Origin of the sequence: Pseudomonas mucoides, assembly GCF_015461845.1 — a bacterium.
Lineage (GTDB): Bacteria > Pseudomonadota > Gammaproteobacteria > Pseudomonadales > Pseudomonadaceae > Aquipseudomonas > Aquipseudomonas mucoides.
Genome location: NZ_JACOPW010000007.1, coordinates 26,486 through 48,470 on the forward strand (window position 1 = coordinate 26,486; position 21,985 = coordinate 48,470).

General features: G+C 58.7%; 27 protein-coding genes and 1 pseudogene. 17 read left to right on the plus strand and 11 right to left on the minus strand.

What is annotated here, in order from left to right; all coding sequences use genetic code 11:
* The first annotated feature begins 132 nt into the window (after positions 1-132).
* On the plus strand, positions 133-900 hold the full coding sequence (locus H8F22_RS24995) for an N-acetylmuramoyl-L-alanine amidase (protein WP_027924574.1): 768 nt from the start codon (positions 133-135) through the stop codon (positions 898-900).
* 65 nt (positions 901-965) lie between these two features.
* On the opposite strand, the gene H8F22_RS25000 is transcribed toward H8F22_RS24995, so the two are convergent.
* The 4 genes from H8F22_RS25000 to H8F22_RS25015 form a co-directional block, all read right to left on the minus strand.
* Positions 966-1,877 carry an SDR family oxidoreductase gene (locus H8F22_RS25000; RefSeq protein WP_059181601.1) on the minus strand — a complete coding sequence of 304 codons (912 nt, stop codon included), beginning with the start codon at positions 1,875-1,877 and terminating at the stop codon, positions 966-968.
* Positions 1,878-1,988: 111 nt separating this feature from the next.
* Positions 1,989-2,891: an alpha/beta fold hydrolase gene (locus tag H8F22_RS25005; protein WP_027924572.1), complete on the minus strand. Its 903-nt coding sequence runs from the start codon at positions 2,889-2,891 to the stop codon at positions 1,989-1,991.
* A complete protein-coding gene (locus H8F22_RS25010; protein WP_059181602.1) occupies positions 2,891-3,673 on the minus strand; it encodes a class II aldolase/adducin family protein in 783 nt (260 codons plus the stop codon). Before H8F22_RS25010 ends, H8F22_RS25005 begins: the two co-directional genes overlap by 1 nt.
* 205 nt (positions 3,674-3,878) lie before the next feature.
* Positions 3,879-4,331, minus strand: coding sequence for a flavodoxin (locus H8F22_RS25015; protein WP_194940800.1), 453 nt, complete (start codon positions 4,329-4,331; stop codon positions 3,879-3,881).
* A gap of 101 nt (positions 4,332-4,432) precedes the next feature.
* Between H8F22_RS25015 and H8F22_RS25020 the strand changes: the two genes are divergently transcribed.
* Entirely contained in the window at positions 4,433-4,909 is a 477-nt protein-coding gene (locus H8F22_RS25020; protein WP_059181604.1) for a PAS domain-containing protein, read from the plus strand.
* 54 nt (positions 4,910-4,963) lie between these two features.
* Positions 4,964-5,569 carry a hypothetical protein gene (locus H8F22_RS25025; protein ID WP_027924568.1) on the plus strand — a complete coding sequence of 202 codons (606 nt, stop codon included), beginning with the start codon at positions 4,964-4,966 and terminating at the stop codon, positions 5,567-5,569.
* 3 nt (positions 5,570-5,572) lie between these two features.
* Here the strand turns inward: H8F22_RS25025 and H8F22_RS25030 are convergent, their stop codons facing one another.
* On the minus strand, positions 5,573-6,571 hold the full coding sequence (locus H8F22_RS25030) for a MerR family transcriptional regulator (protein WP_059181605.1): 999 nt from the start codon (positions 6,569-6,571) through the stop codon (positions 5,573-5,575).
* A gap of 173 nt (positions 6,572-6,744) precedes the next feature.
* Between H8F22_RS25030 and H8F22_RS25035 the strand changes: the two genes are divergently transcribed.
* From H8F22_RS25035 to H8F22_RS25085, 11 genes are all read left to right on the plus strand, one after another.
* Entirely contained in the window at positions 6,745-7,314 is a 570-nt protein-coding gene (locus H8F22_RS25035) for an antibiotic biosynthesis monooxygenase (RefSeq protein WP_027924566.1), read from the plus strand.
* Positions 7,315-7,385: 71 nt separating this feature from the next.
* On the plus strand, positions 7,386-8,096 hold the full coding sequence (gene folM / locus H8F22_RS25040) for a dihydromonapterin reductase (protein WP_194940801.1): 711 nt from the start codon (positions 7,386-7,388) through the stop codon (positions 8,094-8,096).
* Between the two features lie 21 nt (positions 8,097-8,117).
* On the plus strand, positions 8,118-8,696 hold the full coding sequence (folE, locus tag H8F22_RS25045) for a GTP cyclohydrolase I FolE (RefSeq protein WP_027924564.1): 579 nt from the start codon (positions 8,118-8,120) through the stop codon (positions 8,694-8,696).
* On the plus strand, positions 8,696-9,067 hold the full coding sequence (gene folX, locus H8F22_RS25050; RefSeq protein WP_027924563.1) for a dihydroneopterin triphosphate 2'-epimerase: 372 nt from the start codon (positions 8,696-8,698) through the stop codon (positions 9,065-9,067). The genes folE and folX overlap by 1 nt, the downstream gene beginning before the upstream one ends.
* Before the next feature lie 111 nt (positions 9,068-9,178).
* Positions 9,179-9,475, plus strand: a complete 297-nt coding sequence (locus H8F22_RS25055; RefSeq protein WP_007944633.1) for a DUF1244 domain-containing protein — start codon at positions 9,179-9,181, stop codon at positions 9,473-9,475.
* Positions 9,468-9,806, plus strand: coding sequence for a HopJ type III effector protein (locus H8F22_RS25060; protein ID WP_027924562.1), 339 nt, complete (start codon positions 9,468-9,470; stop codon positions 9,804-9,806). The genes H8F22_RS25055 and H8F22_RS25060 overlap by 8 nt, the downstream gene beginning before the upstream one ends.
* Positions 9,807-9,927: 121 nt before the next feature.
* A complete protein-coding gene (locus tag H8F22_RS25065; protein ID WP_027924561.1) occupies positions 9,928-11,178 on the plus strand; it encodes a 2-aminoadipate transaminase in 1,251 nt (416 codons plus the stop codon).
* 128 nt (positions 11,179-11,306) lie between these two features.
* Positions 11,307-12,281, plus strand: coding sequence for an amino acid ABC transporter permease (locus H8F22_RS25070; protein ID WP_027924560.1), 975 nt, complete (start codon positions 11,307-11,309; stop codon positions 12,279-12,281).
* Positions 12,282-12,350: 69 nt separating this feature from the next.
* Positions 12,351-13,079 (plus strand): amino acid ABC transporter ATP-binding protein, encoded by a 729-nt coding sequence (locus tag H8F22_RS25075; protein ID WP_032833571.1) that lies wholly within the window; start codon positions 12,351-12,353, stop codon positions 13,077-13,079.
* Positions 13,080-13,126: 47 nt separating this feature from the next.
* Positions 13,127-13,960, plus strand: a complete 834-nt coding sequence (locus tag H8F22_RS25080) for a transporter substrate-binding domain-containing protein (RefSeq protein ID WP_027924558.1) — start codon at positions 13,127-13,129, stop codon at positions 13,958-13,960.
* A 67-nt stretch (positions 13,961-14,027) separates the two neighbouring features.
* Positions 14,028-15,311 carry an NAD(P)/FAD-dependent oxidoreductase gene (locus H8F22_RS25085; protein WP_027924557.1) on the plus strand — a complete coding sequence of 428 codons (1,284 nt, stop codon included), beginning with the start codon at positions 14,028-14,030 and terminating at the stop codon, positions 15,309-15,311.
* A gap of 101 nt (positions 15,312-15,412) precedes the next feature.
* Here the strand turns inward: H8F22_RS25085 and H8F22_RS25090 are convergent.
* The 3 genes and pseudogenes from H8F22_RS25090 to trxB form a co-directional block, all read right to left on the minus strand.
* Positions 15,413-15,671: pseudogene (locus tag H8F22_RS25090) on the minus strand (transposase); the annotation flags it as partial.
* Positions 15,650-15,874 carry a hypothetical protein gene (locus H8F22_RS33135; protein WP_050590210.1) on the minus strand — a complete coding sequence of 75 codons (225 nt, stop codon included), beginning with the start codon at positions 15,872-15,874 and terminating at the stop codon, positions 15,650-15,652. The pseudogene H8F22_RS25090 and the gene H8F22_RS33135, both read right to left, overlap by 22 nt.
* Positions 15,875-15,916: 42 nt before the next feature.
* Positions 15,917-16,879 (minus strand): thioredoxin-disulfide reductase, encoded by a 963-nt coding sequence (trxB, locus tag H8F22_RS25095; RefSeq protein ID WP_027924556.1) that lies wholly within the window; start codon positions 16,877-16,879, stop codon positions 15,917-15,919.
* A 313-nt stretch (positions 16,880-17,192) separates the two neighbouring features.
* On the opposite strand from trxB, the gene cysZ reads away from it, so the two are divergent.
* Both cysZ and H8F22_RS25105 read left to right on the plus strand, forming a co-directional pair.
* Entirely contained in the window at positions 17,193-17,945 is a 753-nt protein-coding gene (gene cysZ, locus H8F22_RS25100) for a sulfate transporter CysZ (RefSeq protein WP_027924555.1), read from the plus strand.
* 40 nt (positions 17,946-17,985) lie between these two features.
* Positions 17,986-19,185 carry a glycosyltransferase family 4 protein gene (locus H8F22_RS25105; protein ID WP_027924554.1) on the plus strand — a complete coding sequence of 400 codons (1,200 nt, stop codon included), beginning with the start codon at positions 17,986-17,988 and terminating at the stop codon, positions 19,183-19,185.
* Positions 19,186-19,301: 116 nt separating this feature from the next.
* Here H8F22_RS25105 and H8F22_RS25110 read toward each other — a convergent pair whose 3' ends face one another.
* The 3 genes from H8F22_RS25110 to H8F22_RS25120 form a co-directional block, all read right to left on the minus strand.
* On the minus strand, positions 19,302-20,405 hold the full coding sequence (locus H8F22_RS25110) for an NADH:flavin oxidoreductase (RefSeq protein ID WP_194940802.1): 1,104 nt from the start codon (positions 20,403-20,405) through the stop codon (positions 19,302-19,304).
* A 158-nt stretch (positions 20,406-20,563) separates the two neighbouring features.
* The gene (locus tag H8F22_RS25115; RefSeq protein ID WP_027924552.1) at positions 20,564-21,046 is read right to left on the minus strand and encodes a glutathione peroxidase; all 483 of its coding nucleotides are present in this window, start codon (positions 21,044-21,046) and stop codon (positions 20,564-20,566) included.
* 122 nt (positions 21,047-21,168) lie between these two features.
* Positions 21,169-21,654 carry an FKBP-type peptidyl-prolyl cis-trans isomerase gene (locus H8F22_RS25120; RefSeq protein WP_045061434.1) on the minus strand — a complete coding sequence of 162 codons (486 nt, stop codon included), beginning with the start codon at positions 21,652-21,654 and terminating at the stop codon, positions 21,169-21,171.
* On the opposite strand from H8F22_RS25120, the gene H8F22_RS25125 reads away from it, so the two are divergent.
* Complete coding sequence (locus H8F22_RS25125) at positions 21,623-21,961, plus strand: DUF3565 domain-containing protein (protein WP_194940803.1); 339 nt, start codon at positions 21,623-21,625, stop codon at positions 21,959-21,961. The two genes, H8F22_RS25120 and H8F22_RS25125, sit on opposite strands and share 32 nt — an antisense overlap.
* The last annotated feature ends 24 nt before the right edge of the window (positions 21,962-21,985 follow it).

Consider the following 21,985-nt stretch of genomic DNA (forward strand, 5'->3'; position numbering starts at 1 on the left):
CCTACACAGACTTCGGAAAGCGACTACAGGACTCAGTAAACACGCGAAGCGCAACAGCTATTAAGGTTAATTACAGCTCAGCCATCAATACTAACTACGGCTGACTTCAATTTAACCAAGAGCCGTTTTTTCATGAAACCCGTCATCTACAACAAACACCACGCCACCCAGAGTTCCAACAGTCGCGTACGTTTTCTGATTTTTCACTACACGGCCGGCAACTTCTCCAGTTCGGTCAATGCATTGACCGGCCCGAATGTCAGCGCACATTATCTGGTTCCGGACATCACCGATCCGAGTTACTTGAACGCCGGTTACACCGGGCAGGAGGTCTTCAGCCTCGTCGACGAAACCAAACGTGCCTGGCATGCGGGTGTCAGTCAGTGGGGTAACCGCAGCAACCTGAACGACACGTCTATCGGTGTCGAAATCGTTAACCTGGCGACGTTCAGCCAAGGGGTGTTCAATTTCCCGCCGTATCAGCCAGAACAAATTGCTGCGATTGAAGATCTGGCGCTGAACATTCTTGAGCGCTATCCGGATATCCGCCCGACCCACGTCTTGGGCCACTCTGACGTTGCGGTCGGCCGCAAGAGTGACCCAGGGCCGAAGTTTCCCTGGCAGGCCCTGTACTTGAAAGGCATTGGTGCCTGGTTCGACGATACCACCCGCGACGCCTATCTTCAGCAATACAACGAAACCGGCATTCCAGCCCGAACCGAATTGCTCAAGCAGTTCAAAACCTATGGCTATGACGTTTCAAATGCGTCTACCGATCAAGGCTTCATGCAACTGGTTCGAGCCTTTCAGTTGCACTTTCGCCCTCAAACATACGACGGAATCATGGACGTGCAAACGGCGGCGAATCTGGCCGCATTGGTTCGCAAGTACTTTCCTTGATTATCGCTGCAGCTCCGAACACTAAGCACCAGCAAGGTCATCAACAGTGACCTTGCTGGCCTCCATCAAAGCGAATACTTCTGCAAATTTCCCATCATTTCCTTCAGCGCTTCAATATTGTCCTTAGGATGCGCCGCGCCCTCGAAATCACAAATCTGCTCCCACTGCGCCGCTACATCCTCCGGCGAGAACCCCACCCGCGGATCGAACCCGGCACCGAGGCTGCGTTCCCAGCGCACCTTGCCCATCCAGCCGCCACCGACTTCAAACAAACCGGAAGTCTCCTTGCAGTTTTCACTGGCCAGGTACACCACCAGCGGGCTGACCAGTTCCGGTTTGAGTTGTTCGAACACTTGCGGCGGGATGAGGCCTTCGGTCATGCGCGTGCCGCCAGTCGGAGCGATGGCGTTGACCAAAATGTTGTTCTTGCGCCCTTCAATAGCGAGGGTGCGAGTCAGGCCGTAGAGGCCGAGTTTGGCCATGCCGTAGTTGGACTGGCCGAAATTGCCATAGATGCCCGAGGTCGACGCGGTGAAGATCACGCGGCCATAGTTTTGCTCGCGCATGTGCGGCCAGGCGGCGCGGGTGACTTTGTAGGCGCCTTCGACGTGGACGCGGTAAACCAGGTCCCAGTCGGCGTCATCCATCTTGTGGAAAGTCTTGTCGCGCAGGATCCCGGCGTTGTTGACCACCACATCGACACGGCCGAAAACATCGAGCGCGTGCTGGACGATTTTGTCGCCGTCGGTAACCGAATCATGGTTGGCTTCGGCGATACCGCCAGCCTCACGAATCTCGGCGACCACGCGATCTGCTGCGGACGCGTTGGCACCCTCACCTTGCGCCGAGCCGCCGAGATCGTTGACCAGCACTTTGGCGCCCTGTTTGGCGAACAGCAGCGCGTGTGCCCGGCCCAGGCCGCCGCCTGCACCGGTGACGATCACGACTTTATCTTCGAAGCGCACAGACTCATTCATGGGGAGAACTCCAGCAGGCCAGGGACAATAAGCCCGAGTGTCAGGCACGGCGCTGCGGGTCACAATGAATAGGGGTGAGGCTGAATGGTGCCCGATAAGGCAGGGGGATAATCAGGAGTACGCGAACCTGCGCGGCGGCAAAATCAGCCGATCACGAAACTCCAGATAGTGCTTGAGCACCTGCACCGGCGCTTCAGTCTGTGGGTAATGGCCAATCTCGGCCAGCAGAACCGTGTCCGGATTGGGGATCAGCTCCCGATAGCGCGCGACCATGTGTGCACCGGAAATGGGGTCGACCTCGCCATCAATGACACGCAACGGCACTTCACCGCGCTGCATGGCGTCGACCCAACGATCGCGATGGACTCGCCGCTCCGGGATATAGGTGATGAGCTTGTGCATGATTCGTGGGCCGTGATTGCTCTCGACCAGCCCCCAGAAATCATCCATCTCACTTTCAGTCGGCCGGGTCATCCGCCCGAAAATCTGCCGAAAACTCTTCACCAGCGCGTCACGCGTGAAGGCGCGGCCAATCATCCAGCCCAAGGGGCTGAGCAGCAGCTTTTGCGCCAGCAGCGGACGATGGGTTTCGGGAAACAGGCCACCGTTGAGGAACACACAACTGGCGAGGTGAATGCGGGTTTCGTAATGCCGGGCCAACAGTTCCTGCGCCACGCTGTCGCCATAGTCGTGAGCCAGCACGTGCACCGGTTGGGTGACACTCAAATGCGCCAGCAACGCCTGTTGCAAGTCCGCCTGTTCGAGCAGGCTGTATTCGTGGTCCACCGGTTTGGCAGAGTCGCCGAAACCGAGCATGTCGCAGGCAATCACTCGATAGCGTTGCGCCAGTGGCTGCCACAAGTAATGCCAATCCCAACTGGCAGTCGGAAAGCCATGAATGAGCAACAGCGGCTCACCCTGCCCGGCCGTCCAATAGCGAATGGTCTGGCCACGGAATACGAACGTCTGGCCGCGTTTGCGCCAGACACACAGGGGGATCTCGGCGAGTGGCATTAGAGTTTATAACCCGGGTCTTGTTGATCGAGTTTGCGTAGCAGCGCCGGCCAGGCCAGCGCGCCACCCATCCCTTGAGCACTTTTGGTCACGCCGGCGATCATCGCCTTGGCGCCCGCCAGAATCTGCGGTTGGATGGCGATCAATTCGGCGCCGCCATTCTGCGCCAGCACCTGAATATCGCAGGCGCGCTGGAAGGTAAACATCATCAGAAACGTATCGGCGATGGTGCCACCACAGGTCAGCAGACCGTGGTTGTGCAGCATCAGGAAATTGTTTTCACCGAGGTCGGCTTGCAGGCGTGCCTTCTCTTCATGGTTCAGCGCCACGCCTTCATACGCGTGGTAAGCCAGGCTGGACAGGACAAACAAGGATTGCTGACTGATCGGCAGAATGCCCTGTTTTTGCGCCGAGACTGCAACACCCGCCGCGGTGTGGGTGTGCAGTACGCACACCACATCGTGGCGAACTTCATGCACGGCGCTGTGAATGGTGTAACCCGCCGGGTTGATCTCGTAAGGACTGTCCATCAACTTGTTGCCGGCCTGATCGACCTTGACCAGGCTTGACGCGGTGATTTCGTGAAACATCAGCCCGAACGGGTTGATCAGAAAATCTTCGGTGCCCGGCACCTTGGCCGAGATGTGCGTAAAGATCAGATCGTCCCAGCCATGCGCGGCGACCAAACGATAACAGGCCGCGAGATCGACGCGAGTTTGCCACTCGGCGGCACTGACCTGACCTTTGACACTGTGGGGTGACTGGACGGGAGCAACATTCACGGCAAGACCTCCTGTTCTTATTGTTCTGCTGTCGTCACAGCAGTCTAGTCAGCCCCCGGTCTTCGTGTAGTTGCATTGGCAGCCAGCTTGATGGCCTAGCGAGTCAGCGGCGCAATGAGTCTGGATCCATGTCAAAGGACCGACGCCAGTAACCCTGTAGCGAACAGACTCAGTTGCCTCGTCAGAAGTATGACGAGCCTCATCTTCAGCGCAAAGCGCTGACCAATTCTTTGAGCCAGGGCTCGGCATCGGTTTCCGGGGTCACTGTTTCGCTGGCGTCCAGACGCAGCATCGGCAGTACGACACGCAGCCCCAGCTCACCGAACAATTCGTGCATTTGTTCGCCGCCGCCACAGAACGTATCGCCATAGCTCGCATCGCCCAAGGCGATGACCGCTCCCGGCAGGCCGCGCCAGGCGCCGGGCAGTTGATCGCGAATCATCGAATACAACGGTTGCAGGTTGTCCGGCAATTCACCCATGCCGGTGGTCGACGTCACCGCCAGAAACGCTTGCGGTTCGAAAGCCAGGACATCGGCCAGTGACGCGCGCGGGTTGTGCAGGGTTTCGTGACCGGCAGCGTTCAAAATTTTTGCGGCGTGACGGGCGACTTCTTCAGCCGTGCCGTACACCGAGCCGGAAATAATGGCGACTTTCATCAATCTGATCCTGAAACTGAGTGAAAGACCGGATATTAACAGCAGGACCTGCATTGTTCTTTTAGAATGCAACACACCCTCAAACCGGAAAGGACTCTCCGATGATCAATGCTCAACTGCTGCAAATGGTGATCAACGCTTCCAACGACGGCATCGTGATCGCCGAAAAGGAAGGCGAGCAGGACAAGATCCTGATTTACGTCAACCCGGCGTTCGAACGACTGACGGGTTACACCAGCGAAGAAATCCTCTATCAGGATTGTCGTTTCTTGCAGTCGGGCGACCGGGATCAGGAAGCGCTTCCAACCATACGCGACGCATTGAACAAGGAAGGATCCTGCCGGGAAATCCTCAGGAACTACCGCAAGGACGGCACGCCTTTCTGGAATGAACTCTCGCTATCGACAGTGAAAGACCCGAACGACGGGCAGACTTATTTCGTCGGTGTGCAGAAGGACGTCACGACGCAAGTCAAAGCACAGCAGCGCGTGGCGCAACTGGAATCACAGTTGGCCGAGGCGCTCGCCGAACTATCTGCGCTGAAAGCGACGAACGGCGCAAACAAAACTGCGAATTAAGTGTCATTAACTACAATCACCAATGACTTTGTAACTATACCTTTCGAGCAAGCCATGCAGCGCGACGCACTCCTCACTCAGGATGAGCTGGATTTCATCCAGACCATGCAACACAACCCGCAGCTCAATGTGCGGGATGCGACGTCGAGCCTGCTCGTCAACGGTGGTTCGCAGATACGTGATTTGCTCACGCGCCTCGCCGCTCATGAGCAAGTCACCATCCAGGCCAATTTCGAAAACCAGCAAATGACCTTCCCCCTCCACCTGGTGGAAGACGAGTTTCATGCGCTGCATTTGCGTCTGGGTGTGCCAAGCATTTACGAAGACGGGCCAATGGTCCGTCCTTGGCGCTTGGTCCTGGAAGAACCGGTGGCGCTGGAAAACGCCAAAGGCCAGCCAGGCACGATGTATGTGCATGAAGTGTCGTGCAAAGGGGTTTTGCTGGAAGTCCGCAACAAGACCAAGCCACCCAAGCATTTTGCCTTGTGGTTCAGCCCGTCCGGCTATGAACGGATTGCATTGCGCGGCAGCTTTGAGCGTGAAACCGAACAGGGCTTTTACGCCTACGAGTTGAGCCAGTCTGACAAGGACGAAACCGAACGTCTGCGCCAGTATATCCTTCAGCAACATCGCCTGACACACCCCGCCCTACATATCTGAATCTCAGGTATCCAGATTTCCCGCCAGGAACTGTTTCAGACGCTGGCGCATCACCGTCCCCTCATTCCCCAGACAACCGATCGATGACCCGGCCAGGCTTTCCTGAGCCAGTTCCGACGTGTCGCCGGCGAGCAACAATCGACAATCCAGGCTCATGGCCAGGCGATTTAGCCGCCGGGGCAATTCTGCGGTCGGCGCGTGATTGGACACCAACACCAACGCCTGGGGTTTGACCCGCTCACAGATCAGGGTCAACTCGTCGAAGGGCTGACCAATCGCCAGCACCTGAATTGCCGAATCGACACTGCTCAAGTACAGCGCGGTGATCAGGACTTCCAGCTCACGGGCCTGGTCGGCCAATGCACAGACGATGATTCGACGTGGCTGCATGACACGCACCAGCAGCAGCCTTTGCAACACGCGAGAACGTAGAAAGCCGTCCAGAAAAAGCCACTTGCTGGTCAGGCCGAAGGCTTCATGGTGGTGCAGCAATTGCTTCCAGAGCGGCAGCAAAATGTCCTCGAACACCACTGAGAGCGGGTAGCTGGAGAAGATCTGCCCATAAACCTGCTCCAACTGCAACTCGTCAAAGGCCTTCACCGCGGCCAGGACTTGTTCCTGCCATTGGGTGTAGTCAGCCTGAACGAGTTCGTTCGGAATGATCTGCGCCAGCGCCTTGAGCGGTTCGATCTTGGCGAGGATCTTGCCAACCTTGCTGACTGCGACGCCGCGCTCGACCCAGTCGAGAATGCTACGAACGCGCTCGATATCGGCCATCGAGTACAAGCGATGCCCACTTTCGGTGCGCAAAGGCTGGATCAGACCATAACGCCGCTCCCAGGCACGCAGCGTAACCGGGTTGATCCCCGTCAGACGCGCGACCTCTCGAATTGGAAATAGCTCTTCCTGCTCAATGGAAAGCTTCACCTGCGCGGTAGTAGATGTAGCGTCAGTCAGTACCGGCATCAGAAAATCGACGTCCCTGGTCAAATTGGATCCCATTTAACCCTCCCCCTCCCGGACTTTTCAAGGCATTTATTAACGACAAACAATGTTGGGGGCTTGGCCATAATCAGGAATAATCCTTGCTTGTCTCAAGTCGCAGCCCACCACCCCGGTGCTGTGCCTGGCGAAACGCCTACCCGGTGTACCGCAAACGTTCACGGAGATACATGATGTCTACCTCACCCGTCACCCTGATGGTTGCGCGCCGCGTGGCCGAAGGGCGCTATCAAGACCTGATGGCCTGGTTGCGCGAAGGCGAGCAACTGGCTACCGATTTTCCCGGTTATCTGGGCTCTGGCGTGCTCGCTCCGCCGCCCGACGATGACGAATTCCAGATTATTTTCCGCTTTGCCGATGAGCAGACCATGCACGCCTGGGAACACTCTGCGTCGCGCACAGCCTGGCTGGCACGCGGCAGTGACCTGTTTGCCCACAAGACGGAACATCGCGTCAGCGGGATCGAGGGCTGGTTCGGCGCGGTCGGTCAGCGCCCGCCCCGCTGGAAACAGGCGGTAGCGATCTGGCTGGCGTTCTTTCCAGTGTCCCTGTTGTTCAACTTTATCCTGGGGCCTTTGCTGAACGAAGTGAGCCTGCTGCCACGGGTGCTTGTCAGCACGCTGTGCCTGACGCCGTTGATGGTCTACTTCTTCATTCCGTTGTCGACCCGCCTGCTGGCCAACTGGCTGAATAGCACACCGGCACGGCCATTGACTGTCCAGCCTTCCACACAGAACCGCTAAGCCGTCACCAACATAGGTACACGCCTCCCGTCGCTGGTATAGTTTTGCTCTTACCGCGACGCGAGCCGTTCATGACCTCTTCCGCAGCCCCAATCCTCGTCACCGGTGCCGGCCAGCGTGTCGGCCTGCACTGTGCGCAGCGTTTGATCAAAGACGGCCAACGGGTGATCTTCAGCTACCGCAGCGAACGCCCGGGCGTCCAGGCATTGCGCGATCTGGGCGCTCTCGCTGTGTTTGCCGACTTTTCCACTGAAGCAGGGATCCTGGCGTTCATCAGCGAGCTGAAAACCCACACTGACAGCCTGCGGGCGATTGTCCATAACGCCTCCGAATGGCTGAGCGAAACACCGGACAACGACGCCGCTGCCTTCACCCGCATGTTCAGCGTGCACATGCTTGCGCCTTACCTGATCAACCTGCACTGTGCCGACTTGCTGCAACGCTCGCACCCGGCGGACATTGTGCACATCAGCGATGACGTGACCCGCAAGGGCAGCAGCCGGCACATCGGCTACTGCGCCAGCAAAGCCGGGCTCGACAGCCTGACCCTGTCCTTCGCCGCGAAATATGCGCCGACAATCAAGGTCAACGGTATCGCGCCCGCCCTGCTAATGTTCAACCCCGAGGACGACGCGGCTTACCGCGCCAAGGCACTGGCCAAGTCCGCGCTGGGCATCGAACCTGGCAGCGAAGTGATCTACCAGAGCCTGCGCTACTTGCTCGACAACCCTTATGTCACCGGCACCACCCTGACCGTCAATGGCGGAAGGCACCTCAAATAAGATGCCCCGCGAGGATGTTCCATGACGCTGATCCTGCCCCAGAACGCACTGTCCCAAAGCTACCGCGAGATCCTCATCGGTCTTGGTGAAAACCCGGATCGCGAAGGCCTGATCGACACCCCGGTGCGCGCAGCCAAAGCCATGCAGTACCTCTGCCATGGTTACGAACAAAGTGTTGAAGAGATCGTCAATGGTGCGCTGTTCGCCTCTGACAACGATGAAATGGTCATCGTCGACAACATCGAGCTGTACTCGCTCTGCGAACATCACCTGCTGCCCTTCATCGGCAAGGCCCATGTGGCTTATATTCCAACGGGCAAGGTGCTGGGCCTGTCGAAAATTGCGCGACTGGTGGACATGTTCGCCCGGCGCCTGCAAATCCAGGAAAACCTCACCCGGCAAATTGCCGATGCGGTGCAACAGGTGACCGGCGCGGCAGGCGTCGCGGTGGTCATCGAAGCCAAACACATGTGCATGATGATGCGCGGTGTCGAGAAACAGAATTCAACCATGAACACCTCGGTGATGCTCGGCGCCTTTCGCGAGTCGAGCAACACCCGCCAGGAGTTCCTGCAATTGATTGGACGGAGCACGTCGTAATGCCACAACTTCAACCAGGCATGGCACGCATCCGGGTCAAGGACCTGTGCCTGCGGACTTACATCGGAATCAACGAGGATGAAATCCTCAACAAGCAGGATGTGCTGATCAACCTGACCATCCTGTATGCGGCCCAGGAAGCAGTGCGCGACAACGACATCGATCACGCGCTGAACTACCGCACCATCACCAAGGCAATCATCGCCCACGTTGAAGGCAATCGCTTTGCCCTGCTGGAACGCCTGACCCAGGAAATCCTCGATCTGGTCATGGCCAACACGTCGGTGCTGTACGCCGAGGTTGAAGTCGATAAACCTCACGCCCTGCGATTCGCCGAATCGGTGTCGATTACGCTCGCGGCAAGCCGCTAAGCTTCAAGCTTCAAGCTTCAAGCTTCAAGCTTCAGGCGTTAAGCTACAAGCCACCGCAATCCATCTTGCAGCTTGAAGCTTGCCGCTTGAAGCTGCCTCGCAGAGGCCCCCATGACCGATCAACAACGCCTGGAACTTGAAGCCGCCGCCTTTCGCCGACTGGTAGCGCATCTGGACAGCCGCAAGGATGTGCAGAACATTGACCTGATGAACCTCTCCGGTTTCTGCCGCAACTGCCTGTCCAAGTGGTACAAGGCCGCCGCCGACGAACGCCAGATCGACGTCAGCCTCGATGACGCCCGCGAAGTGGTGTACGGCATGCCGTACGCCGAATGGAAAGCCCAATACCAGCAAGAAGCCAGCGCCGAACAACAAGCGGCGTTCGCCAAAGGAAAACCCAATGAGTGATTTGAACACCCTGCGCGCCAGCCTCAAGAGTGGCGAACACGCCTTTGCCGACACCCTGGCCTTCATCGCCGCCGGTTACGACTATCAGCCACAGGCCTTCAACAACGGTGGTGTGGAAAACGCAGCCGGTCAGAACGAAGGTTCGTGCAAGACCCTGGGTCTGGCGCTGCTGGAGGGCTTGAGCGATGAAGAAGCGCTGCTGGCGTTTGGCGAGCATTACCGCTCGGTGGTGGCAACGCCTGAAGGCAGCGACCACGGCAATATCCGCGCGCTGATTGCTCATGGGCTGGCTGGTGTGAAGTTCACTCAGCAACCGCTCACTCGCCGCTGATTCACGCCTGACTGCACATCCCGACTTTTAAGATTGACCCGGCCACTTTATTTCGTTTGCCCCAAACCGCTGCTCACGGCTTAGATAAAAAGAAGCATCCCTTCTTCAGAGTCGGTCATCCATGAGCAGCGAATCCATCAGCCGGTCGATCAACATCGTTCATCCTGTCACGCTCAGCCACGGCAAAAATGCCGAGGTCTGGGACACCGATGGCAAACGCTACATCGACTTCGTCGGTGGCATCGGCGTACTGAATCTCGGCCATTGCCACCCGCGCATCGTCGAGGCCATTCGCGAACAAGCCACCCGCCTGACCCACTACGCGTTCAACGCCGCCCCGCATGTGCCCTACCTCGAACTGATGGAGCGCCTGAGCGCGTTCATTCCGGTGGATTACCCGGTCAGCGGCATGCTCACCAACAGCGGCGCGGAAGCAGCGGAAAACGCCCTGAAGATCGTCCGTGGCGCCACCGGGCGCACCGCCGTGATCGCCTTCGACGGCGCCTTCCACGGCCGCACCCTCGCCACCCTCAACCTCAATGGCAAGGTCGCCCCCTACAAACAGAAAGTCGGCGTGCTGCCCGGTCCGGTGTTTCACTTGCCCTACCCGAGCAAGGACAACGGCGTGACCTGCGCCGAAGCGCTGAAGGCCATGGACCGACTGTTCAGCGTCGAAATCGATGTTGAAGACGTGGCCTGCTTCATCGTTGAACCGGTGCAGGGTGAAGCAGGCTTCCTCGCGATGGACGTGGAGTTCGCCCAAGCGCTGCGCACGTTCTGCGATGAAAAGAACATCCTGCTGATCGCCGATGAAATCCAGTCCGGCTTCGGCCGCACTGGCGAGCGTTTTGCGTTTTCGCGGCTGGGCATTGAGCCAGACCTGATCCTGCTGGGCAAAAGCATTGCCGGCGGCGTGCCGCTGGGCGCGGTGGTCGGGCGCAAGGCATTGCTCGACACGTTGCCCAAGGGCGGTCTGGGCGGCACTTACTCGGGCAATCCCATCGCCTGCGCTGCCGGGTTGGCGACGCTGGATGAAATGACGGATACCAACCTGCAAGCCTGGGGCGCGCAGCAGGAAGAAGCGATCGTCAGCCGATATCAAGCCTGGCGCGCCAGCAAACTTTCACCGTATCTGGGGCGCTTGACCGGTATTGGCGCGATGCGCGGCATCGAGTTGGCCCATGCCGACGGCACACCGGCGCCGGCCCAGTTGACGCAATTGCTGGCGTTGGCACGAGAGGCAGGCTTGCTGCTGATGCCCAGCGGCAAGTCGCGCCACATCATCCGCCTGCTGGCACCGCTGACCACCGAAGCCTCCGTGCTCGAGGAAGGGCTGGACATCCTTGAGGCCTGCCTCGCGAAACTGTCCTGACAGCAAAATGAGCTCAGGGACTGACATAGCGAATTATGGTCGCTTGTTGTCCCTGAATTCGCGTCGCAATACTGACCAAAACCCCCTTTACCTAGCGAGATCGTCACCACCTACAAACCGAGGCAGTCATGTATCACGACAATATAATTTATAAGAAAAAGTCTAACGATCCTCAATTCCTGCTCGGCGTAGCCGTGGTGCTGTTTCTTGGCTCCTACCTGATGAACCTGGGTAACAGCGCCCTCAGTCATTTTCTGCAACCGCTGCTGGGCAATGCCCCGGACAGCCTGACCGCTCGCAACATTGCCATTGGCCTGGGCATCGCTGCACTGGGCACGCTGAACTTCCATGTGCTCGGGCGGTTGAAGTTCAAGGTACAAACCACGGTGGTGTGGGTCGAGTTGCTGATTCTGTTTCTGGCGTTCTTCGACACCTTCGACCTCTCCTACAGTTTCATTCTCGACAAGGTCGGTTTCCTCATCATCCAGGGCGCCGCCACCACCTTGTACATCTCTGCCGTGGCCATTGTGATCGCGTTTGTACTGGCGTTGATCGGCGCGGTGGCGAAGCTGTCGAACAACGGCCTGGCCAATGCGCTCGCGTCGTTCTACACCTCGTTCTTTCGTGGCGTACCGCTGCTGATTCAGATCTACCTGATTTACCTGGGTCTGCCGCAACTCGGCTATGTGGTTGACGCCGTGCCGGCCGGCATTCTGGCGCTGTCGCTGTGCTACGGCGCCTACATGACCGAAATTTTCCGTGCCGGTATCCAGAGCATTCCGGTCGGTCAGTGGGAAGCGTCACGAGCGCTGAACATCAGCCCGTTCAAAACCCTCAGCCGCGTGATCATGCCCCAGGCCTTGCGGGTGATCATTCCACCGACCGGCAATCAATTCATCGCCATGCTCAAGGACAGTTCGCTGGTGTCGGTGATCGGTGTCTGGGAACTGATGTACCTGGCCAAGACCCAGGGCCGTGCAGACTTCCGCCACCTGGAGATGCTGATTACTGCGGCAATGATTTACTGGGCGCTGTCGTTCATTCTCGAACGGGTGCAGGCGCGGATCGAAAAACGGGTCAACCGTTCCACGGCAAGGGGCTGATACGTGATGACTCGAACCAATACCGCTGAACAGCTTCACCTGGCTGCGACTGTAAATCCCGGTCCTTCAATGATTTCGATCACCGGCCTGAACAAGTGGTACGGCAATTTTCACGCCTTGCGCGATGTTGACCTGACAGTCGCCACTGGCGAAATCCTGGTGGTGTGCGGACCGTCGGGTTCGGGCAAGTCGACAATGATCCGCTGCATCAACCACCTGGAAAATTTCCAGAAAGGCCACATCCAGGTCAATGGCATCACCCTCACCAGCGAAGCGGAAAGTGTCAGCGCCGTGCGCAGCGAAATCGGCATGGTGTTTCAGAGCTTCAACCTGTTCCCGCACTTGAGTGTGATGGACAACCTGACCCTGGCCCCGCAACTGGTGCAAGGCGTGTCGTCTGCCGAGGCGAAAAAACGCGCACAGCTTTACCTCGAACGCGTGCGCATTGCCGAACACGCGCACAAATATCCGTCGCAACTGTCCGGCGGTCAGCAGCAACGCGTGGCCATTGCGCGGGCGCTGTGCATGAATCCCAAAGTGATGCTGTTTGACGAACCGACCTCCGCACTGGACCCGGAAATGGTCCATGAAGTGCTGGACGTCATGAGCGAACTGGCCACCGACGGCATGACCATGATCTGTGTGACCCACGAGATGGGCTTCGCCAGCAAAGTCGCGGACCGTGTGTTGTTCATGGACCAGGGCCAGGTCATCGAACAAGCCACCCCGGCCGAGTTTTTCAACAACCCGCAGACCGAACGCGCGCAGAAATTCCTGTCGCAAATCATCGGTCACTGAGAAGCGCTTTACCCCCCGCATAACAATAACGAAAAGTGGAGATGGACATGCTCAGTAGAAAACGCGCAATCACCCTCGCAGCCTCCCTGTCACTGTTGTTTGTCGGCGTCGCCAATGCCGGCGCCGTGCTGGACAAGATCCAGAGCAGCAAGACGATGACCGTCGCCACCTCGGCGACCTGGCCACCGCAGGGGTTTATCAATGACAAAAACGAAATCGACGGTTTTGACATTGATGTTTCCAAAGAGATCGCCAAGCGTCTCGGCGTCGAGGCCAAATTCATCACACCCGACTGGGACGTGATTACCGCAGGCAAGTGGAATGGCCGCTGGGACGTGTCTGTGGGCTCGATGACGGCGACCAAAAGTCGTGCGCGGATTCTCGATTTCCCGGGCACCTATTACTACGTTCCCTATGTGTTTGCAGTGCACAACAAATCCACGGTCACCGACCACAAAGCCCTCAATGGCAAAACCATCGGCGTCGAAGGCGGCACCACGTCCGAGGATTATTTCAGCCAGGCGCTGGCCATCGAAACCACCGACGTGCCGCCCGTTGTCTACGACGTCAAAACCGAGAAAATGAAGACTTACTCCGGCTCCGTCGGCCCACTCGACGACCTGCGCCTGGGCGACGGTACCCGTCTGGATGCGATCCTCACGCAACGCAGCACGCTGGATGCCGCCGTCAAGAAGGGTTATCCGTTGCGCGCCGTCGACAACGGTGTGGTGTTTTACGAACCGTTGGCCGTTGCCACCGACAAGGGTGACCCGGAGTTGAAGGCCAAGCTGGGTGAAATCATCGGCGAAATGCACAAGGACGGCACGCTGACCAAGCTGTCGGACAAGTGGTACGGCGTCGACTACTCGACCATCAAGTAAACGCCCCCCTTTCTGTGGGAGCAAGCAGGCTCACTCCCACAGAGAACCGACTCTTCAAGGATTGACCATGTCCTTCCCCAACACCTGGTATTCCCGGACCTCGCTGCCCCGCCCAGCCAGGTCTGAATTGAACACGGACGAAACCTGCGACGTGTGCATCATCGGTGCCGGCATCGCCGGCCTCACGGCGGCCCTTGAGCTGACCCGCCGCGGCAAGCGCGTGATCATCCTCGAAGCCCATCAGGTCGCTTGGGGCGCGTCTGGACGCAATGGCGGCGTGGTCTCGCCGGGCTGGGCGGAAGGGTCTGGCGCGATTCGCAAGAAACTTGGGCTGGAACACGCCAGGGCGCTGTTCCAGATGTCGGTCGAAGGCGTGGAGATTGTCCGCCGCAACATCGCTGAATTGGCCCTGAGCGGTTGCACGCCGTCCGCCGGCACGATTCGGGTCAAGCGCTACGACGACGGTGCCGGCGTGAAAAGCCACATTGACGCCATGCGCCGCGATTTCGGGTATGAACTCAACTTTCTCGACACCGCGCAAATCCGCGAACGGGCACACACGTTGCGCTATTTCCAGGGTGTCGAAGACCCGAACGCCATGCATTTCCACCCGCTCAATTATTGCCTGGGCCTGGCCCTGGCCATCGAAACGGCTGGAAGCAGGATTTTCGAGCAATCGAAGATGCTCGCCTGGCACCGTGAAGGCAGCGACAACATCATCAAGACCGGGCATGGCACCGTGTGCTGCAAGGACCTGGTGTTCTGCGCCGGCGGTTATGGCGGCGCCGAGTTGCAAAAGCTCAGCCGCGCGTACCTGCCCATCGCCACCTATGTGGTGTTGACCGAACACCTGGGCGACTCGATCAAAAACGTCCTCGATTCCGGCGCGGCTTTTTCCGATGACCGCCGCGCGTCTGACTACTACCGCATCGTCGAAGGCGACCGCCTCCTCTGGGGTGGACGGATCACGACCCGCAACGAACAGAACGAGCAAGCCCTGGCGGCGATGCTCAAGGCCGACATGGTGTCGGTCTACCCGCAACTGGCACCGGTAAAGATCGAATTGGCCTGGTCCGGTCTGATGGGGTACTCCACCAATAAAATGCCCAACCTGGGATTATTGGAACCGGGTGTTTGGGCCTGTACTTCATTTGGCGGTCACGGTCTGAATACCGGCTCGATTGGTGGGCGGGTGATTGCCGAGGCGGTGTGCGGGGAAACGAAGCGGTATGAGTTGTTCAAGCCTTACCTGCTGGACTGGAATGGCGGGCCGTTCGGGCGCGTGGCCGCCAATGCGATCTATCAATCGCTGAAAGTGATGGATTTCGTTCAGGAGCGGCTCAAAGGCTGAAGGTCTGACGCCCCGCCTGTGGGAGCGAACTTGCTTGCGATGACATCGATCATTCAACATTGATGTCGACTGAAACACCGCTATCGCGAGCAGGCTCACTCCTACAGTTTCTTCAGCGCGCCTGGCCCTGCTTCATACTGCGTAGGGTGAGCGGCTATCGCCCAGGCGATACGCGCTAGTTTATTGGATCCCCAGCAGGTTGGCCTTGCCACCCGTGCTGTACTGCCTGGGCACCAAGCCAACGGACGCAGCAAAATCGCGACTGCATCGGTACTGCTGACCATCGCCCATCTCCACAGCCAATAGGCTGGCGGTGATCGGCCCGACACACGGCAAGCTCAGCAAACGACTACCCAGCTCGGCAGGTTGCCGAAAAAATGCATCACCTGCGGTCGTGAGAACTTTTTGCGAAACACCTCACGACCCGACTTATCCTGGCCGTGAAGGTGGAAACTGTGTTTACCGAGATCGATACCGATCAGCGCTGACTCGCTCATGATGATGGCCTGCGAAAACAAAACACCCTGCGAAAGCGTAGCCCTCGCAGGGTGTGGGGTGACCATCTCATTAAACCGGTCGAGGCCGGTTTTTTCATTTCAACGATCTCAGAACGTGGCGTTCTGCAGGTCGTCCAGGTAACGCTCGGTGTCCAGTGCCGCCATGCAGCCGGCGCCGGCCGAGGTGATGGCCTGACGGTAAACGTGGTCAGCCACGTCACCGGCGGCAAAGATACCTTCAACGCTGGTCGCTGTGGCGTTGCCTTCACGGCCGCCCTGCACCACCAGGTAGCCGTCTTTCAACGTCAGCTGACCTTCGAACAACGAGGTGTTCGGGGTGTGGCCGATGGCGATGAACACGCCGTCGACTTTCAGCTCGTCGAAGCTGCCGTCGTTGTTCTTCAGGCGAGCACCGGTCACGCCCATGTTGTCGCCCAGGACTTCGTCCAGGTTCGAGTTCAGTTTCAGCTCGATTTTGCCTTCGGCAACCCGGGCATTGAGCTTGTCGATCAGGATCTTCTCGGCGCGGAAGGTTTCGCGACGGTGGATCAGGGTCACCTTGCTGGCGATGTTGGCCAGGTACAGCGCCTCTTCAACCGCGGTGTTGCCGCCGCCGACCACAGCCACTGGCTTGTTGCGGTAGAAGAAACCGTCGCAGGTCGCGCAGGCCGACACGCCTTTGCCCATGAATGCTTCTTCCGACGGCAGGCCCAGGTAACGAGCGCTGGCGCCGGTCGCGATGATCAGTGCGTCGCAGGTGTACTTCGCGCTGTCGCCGATCAGGGTGTACGGCTTGGAAGCAAAGTCCACGGCATTGATGTGATCGAAAACAATCTCGGTCTCAAAACGCTCGGCGTGCTCTTTCATGCGCTCCATCAACGCCGGGCCGGTCAAGCCGTGGACGTCGCCCGGCCAGTTGTCGACTTCGGTGGTGGTGGTCAGCTGACCGCCGGCTTGCATGCCGGTGATCAGCAGCGGCTTGAGGTTGGCACGGGCGGCATAGACCGCAGCGCTGTAACCGGCAGGGCCGGAACCGAGAATAATCACTCGCGAATGACGGACTTCAGACATGACCTGCTCCTGTTGACCGGCCCTGAACAACGGGCGCGGAACGCCGGGTTGCCGGCGGGAATAAAAAAGGACCGTGGTTGACCTTGGGGAAGGCTTGAGTACGACAGTCCTGCAAAAAGATTGGGTGCAGCGTATCGAGGGGGCGAAGATTAAGGAAATACGGTTTAACAATCCAGCTCATAGGCGGTCTCTATCCCACTGCGGCGACTATATAGGCGTCTTTGTTACAGTGAATGTCGATACCGCCGCCGCGCTTTCCCCCTTTCGGCAAAGCCGGTAAGGTCGGCGCGTTTCCCTCTGCCCGGAGCACGTTATGCCCGCACCCGTCCTGTCCGGACCGCAATACCTGCGTGAAGGCCTCAAGTTGGTCCTCAGCCCCAGCCTGCGTTTATTCGTGTTGTTGCCACTGGCCATCAACCTGGTGCTGTTCGTCGGATTGATTTATCTGGCTGGCCATCAATTCAGTGTGTGGGTCGATACGCTGATGCCGACCCTGCCCGACTGGCTGAGTTTTCTCAGCTACATCCTCTGGCCAATTTTTGTGGTGCTGGTGGTGTTGATGGTGTTTTTCACCTTCACCATGCTCGCCAACGTCATCGCCGCGCCCTTCAACGGCTTCCTCGCGGAGAAAGTCGAAGTGGTGGTGCGCGGCACCGACGACTTCCCGTCCTTCAGCTGGGGCGAACTGATCGCCATGATTCCGCGCACCCTGTCCCGGGAGATGCGCAAACTCGGCTACTTCCTGCCCCGGGCGATCGGGCTGTTCATCCTGTCCTTCATCCCGGTGGTCAACATCATTGCTGCGCCGCTGTGGCTGTTGTTCGGGGTGTGGATGATGGCGATCCAGTACATCGACTACCCGGCAGACAACCACAAACTGGGCTGGAACGAGATGCTCGCCTGGCTGCGGCAGAAGCGCTGGCAGAGCATGAGCTTTGGCGGCAGCGTGTATCTGGTGCTGTTGATCCCGGTGGTCAACATTCTGATGATGCCGGCCGCCGTGGCGGGCGCGACGTTGTTCTGGGTGCGTGAGCGCGGCGCGGAGAATCTGGTGGCCCAGCGCTGATCAGGTCATAAATCCATCATCAAAGCGCCACAATGACGACATGGCCTCAGCCCACACTGAGGTCATGACGACAGCTCTGCATATCACCCTGATCACTGAAACATTCCCTCCGGAAATCAACGGCGTGGCCAATACCCTTGGCCGTTTGTGCGACGGTTTGCGCGCGCGCGGGCATCAGGTGGAATTGGTCCGGCCACGCCAACTGTGTGATCTGCAGATGAGCAGTGACGATGATTTGCTGTTGTGCCGCGGCTGGCCGCTACCGGGCTATCCCGGCCTGCAATGGGGCCAGTCGTCGATGCACAAGTTGCTCAGGCGCTGGACCCGGCATCGCCCGGACGTGCTCTACATCGCCACTGAAGGGCCGCTGGGCTTGTCTGCATTGCGTGCGGCACGGCGGCTGGGGATTTCGGTGGTCAGCGGCTTTCACACCAACTTTCAGCAGTACTCCAACCAATACGGACTGGGGTTGCTGACGCGATTGCTGACTCACTACCTGCGCTGGTTCCACAACCGTTCGACCCTGACCCTGGTGCCGAGCCCCAGTCAGCGCATGGAGCTTGAGCGTCGCAGCTTCGAACGCCTGGCATTGCTCTCCCGGGGGGTCGACAGCCAATTGTTTCATCCGAGCAAAAGGCTGGCATCGCTGCGGGAACAATGGGGATTGGCCGAGAACGACATCGCGATCATTCATGTCGGGCGCTTGGCCCCGGAGAAAAACCTCGGCTTGCTCAAGCGCAGTTTCGACGCACTGAAGGCCACTTATCCCCAGCGCAACCTGCGTTTGATCGTGATCGGCGACGGCCCCCAACGAGCGACGCTGGAGCAGGAACTGCCCGAGGCGGTTTTCTGCGGTTCGAAACGCGGCGAAGCGTTGGCCAGTCACTACGCATCCGGTGACGTATTTCTGTTCCCGAGCATGACCGAAACGTTCGGCAATGTGGTGCTTGAGGCATTAGCGTCGGGATTGGGGGTGGTCGCTTACGATCAGGCGGCCGCCGCTCAACATATCCGTCATGGCTATAACGGCGTGCTGGCGATGCCGGGGGATGAAGAGGCGTTCTGTGATGCGGCAGTGTGGCTGCTGGAAGAGCGCGAGACCTTGCGCTGCGTGCGCCTGAATGCGCGACAGCATGCGAGCCGGCAGGGTTGGGCGGCGATTATCGAGCAGTTCGAGGGGCAGTTGCGGGGGGCTTGTGTGGGGGAGTTGGTGGTGCCGACTGCATCGACTGTCCCTTGATGGTTGGTGACATTGGGTCAGTCATCGCGAGCAGGCTCACTCCTACAGGGGTTCTGTGTCGTACTCAAAACCTGCGGGAGCGAGCCTGCTAGCGAAGAGGCCCTTCCAGACGCGACTTAAACCAACGTCATCAACGCCTCTCGGCTGAACGGCAGGATGTCTTCCTCTCGACCGTCTCGTACTTTTTGCGCCCAATCCGGATCAACCAGCAACGCACGCCCCACCGCCACCAGATCGAATTCGTCGTTGTTCAGACGCTCCAGCAGTTTCTCCAGGCTCGCCGGCTGGGCAATCTTGTCGGTGTTGACCATGAACTGCAGGAACTCGCCATCCAGGCCCACGCTGCCCACGGTGATAGTCGGTTTGCCCGTCAGTTTGCGGGTCCAGCCGGCCAGGTTCAGCTCGGAACCGTCGAATTCCGGCTCCCAGAAACGGCGCGTCGAGCAGTGAAAAATATCCACGCCAGCGTCGGACAACGGCTTGAGGAACTCGCCCAGCGCTTCCGGGGTTTGCACCAGACGCGCGGTGTAATCCTGCTGCTTCCATTGCGAGAAACGGAAGATGATCGGGAAACCTTCACCGACCGCGGCGCGCACCGCTTCAATCAGTTCGATAGCAAAACGTGAACGGTTGGCCAGATCGCCACCGTATTCGTCGGTGCGCTGGTTGCTGCCTTCCCAGAAGAACTGGTCGACCAGATAGCCGTGGGCACCGTGGATTTCCACGCCGTCCATGCCGATGCTCTGGGCATCCTTGGCGGCTTGGGCGAACGCGGAGATCACGTCCTGAATATCCTGTTTGGTCATGCCATGAACCACGACCTGACCGTCTTTCAGTTTTTCTGACGGGCCGTAACCCGGCACGTTCGCATCCGGTTCGGTGCCGATACGGCGCACGCTGCCGACATGCCACAGCTGTGGAACGATCTTGCCGCCTTCGGCATGCACCGCATCGACAACTTTCTTCCAGCCGGCCAGCGCGGCTTCACCGTAGAAATGTGGCACGTTCGGGTAGCCGTTCGACGCCTTGTGACCGACGGTGGTGCCTTCGGTGATGATCAAGCCGACGCCTGCGGCGGCGCGACGACGGTAGTACTCGATCACTTTGGAATTAGGCACGCCACCCGGTGAAAACGAACGGGTCATCGGCGCCATGACGACGCGGGTCGGCAGTTCGAGGGTGCCGAGGTGGAACGGTTTGAACAGGGCTTTAACGGGCATGGGGCACTCCACGAAAACGATATCGACGGGATGGAATTTTATGACGGCGATAATATGTGCAGTTCAAAGCCAAGCCCAGCACTATTGATCTGAGTGATTAAGGGACAAAAGGCAGGCATAAAAAATCGCAGCCCTAGGGCTGCGATTTTTTGGGGGGGTCAGCTCAGCGCTTTTTCAATCGCATGCACGATCGTCGGATCATCCGGCGCCGTACGCGGGGAAAACCGCGCCAGCACACGACCGTCCTTGCCCAGCAGGAATTTTTCGAAGTTCCAGGTAATGTCACCCGGGAATTCCGCGCCCTCGCCCGCCAGCAGGCGGTACAGCTGATGACGCTCATGACCGTTGACTTCCAGCTTGCTGGACAACGGAAAGGTCACACCATAGTTGAGGCTGCAAAACTCCTGGATTTCCTGTTCGGAACCCGGCTCCTGCCCGGCAAACTGGTTGCAAGGCAAGCCGAGTACGCTGAAACCCTTACCTTTGTATTGCTGGTAGAGGTTTTCCAGCGCCGCGTACTGTGGGGTCAAGCCACATTTGGAGGCGACGTTGACCACCAGCACGACTTGCCCTTTGAAAGGCGCCAGCGGTAGCTCCTGTCCATCCAGGGCTGTCAACTTAAGGTCGTGAAAAGCACTCATGACGAACTCCAAATTCCCGTGTTCTTCTCGAAACAGCCACTTGGCAATGCCGCCAGGGACAGCCGCCGACTAAAAAGGCGCCCTCGGGCGCCTCTCCAGTTCTCTGAGCTTAGCGCAGAAAATCAGTGGTGATGGCCACCTTCGCCATGGACGTGACCATGAGCGACTTCTTCCTGGCTGGCGTCACGGATGTCGATGATCTTGACCTGGAAATTCAGGCGCTGACCGGCCAACGGGTGGTTGCCGTCGACGGTGACATCGTCGCCGTCCAGATCGCGAATGGTGACGATCTGCATCTGGCCGTCCGGAGCGGATGCGTGGAACTGCATACCTACTTCCAGCTCGTCGACGCCTTCGAACATGCTGCGGCTCAGGGTGCTGACCAGTTCGGCAGCGTACTCGCCATAGGCATCTTCAGGTTCAACGGCTACGGTCAGCTCGTCGCCGACAGCTTTGCCTTCCAGAGCCTTTTCCAGGCCCGGGATGATGTTACCTGCGCCTTGCAGGTAGACCAGCGGCGCGCCACCGGCGGAGCTGTCGATGACCTCACCAGCGTCGTTGGTCAGGGTATAGTCGATGGAGACAGCCTTATTGGCGGCGATCAGCATGGGGCGAGACCTTTTGCATAAGAATGAAGAAAGGCCAAGTTTAGCGAAGCCATCGCCCGAAAGCGAACACAACCCGGACGGAAGGTTGGCGACGCCAAGCGCAACGGTCACCGGTTTCCATCAGGATGAGGACGGGCATTGGGTGGCCGAGCTTTCCTGCGGCCATACTCAGCACCTGCGCCACCAGCCACCGTGGCAATCGCGTGCCTGGGTCCTGGATCCCGCGCAACGTATTGAAAAAATAGGCCAGCCCTTTGATTGCGGTTGGTGCGCACAAGGCCCGGTTAGCGATAACCTTGGCGACTGAATTTCGGTAGATCGTCAGGTATAA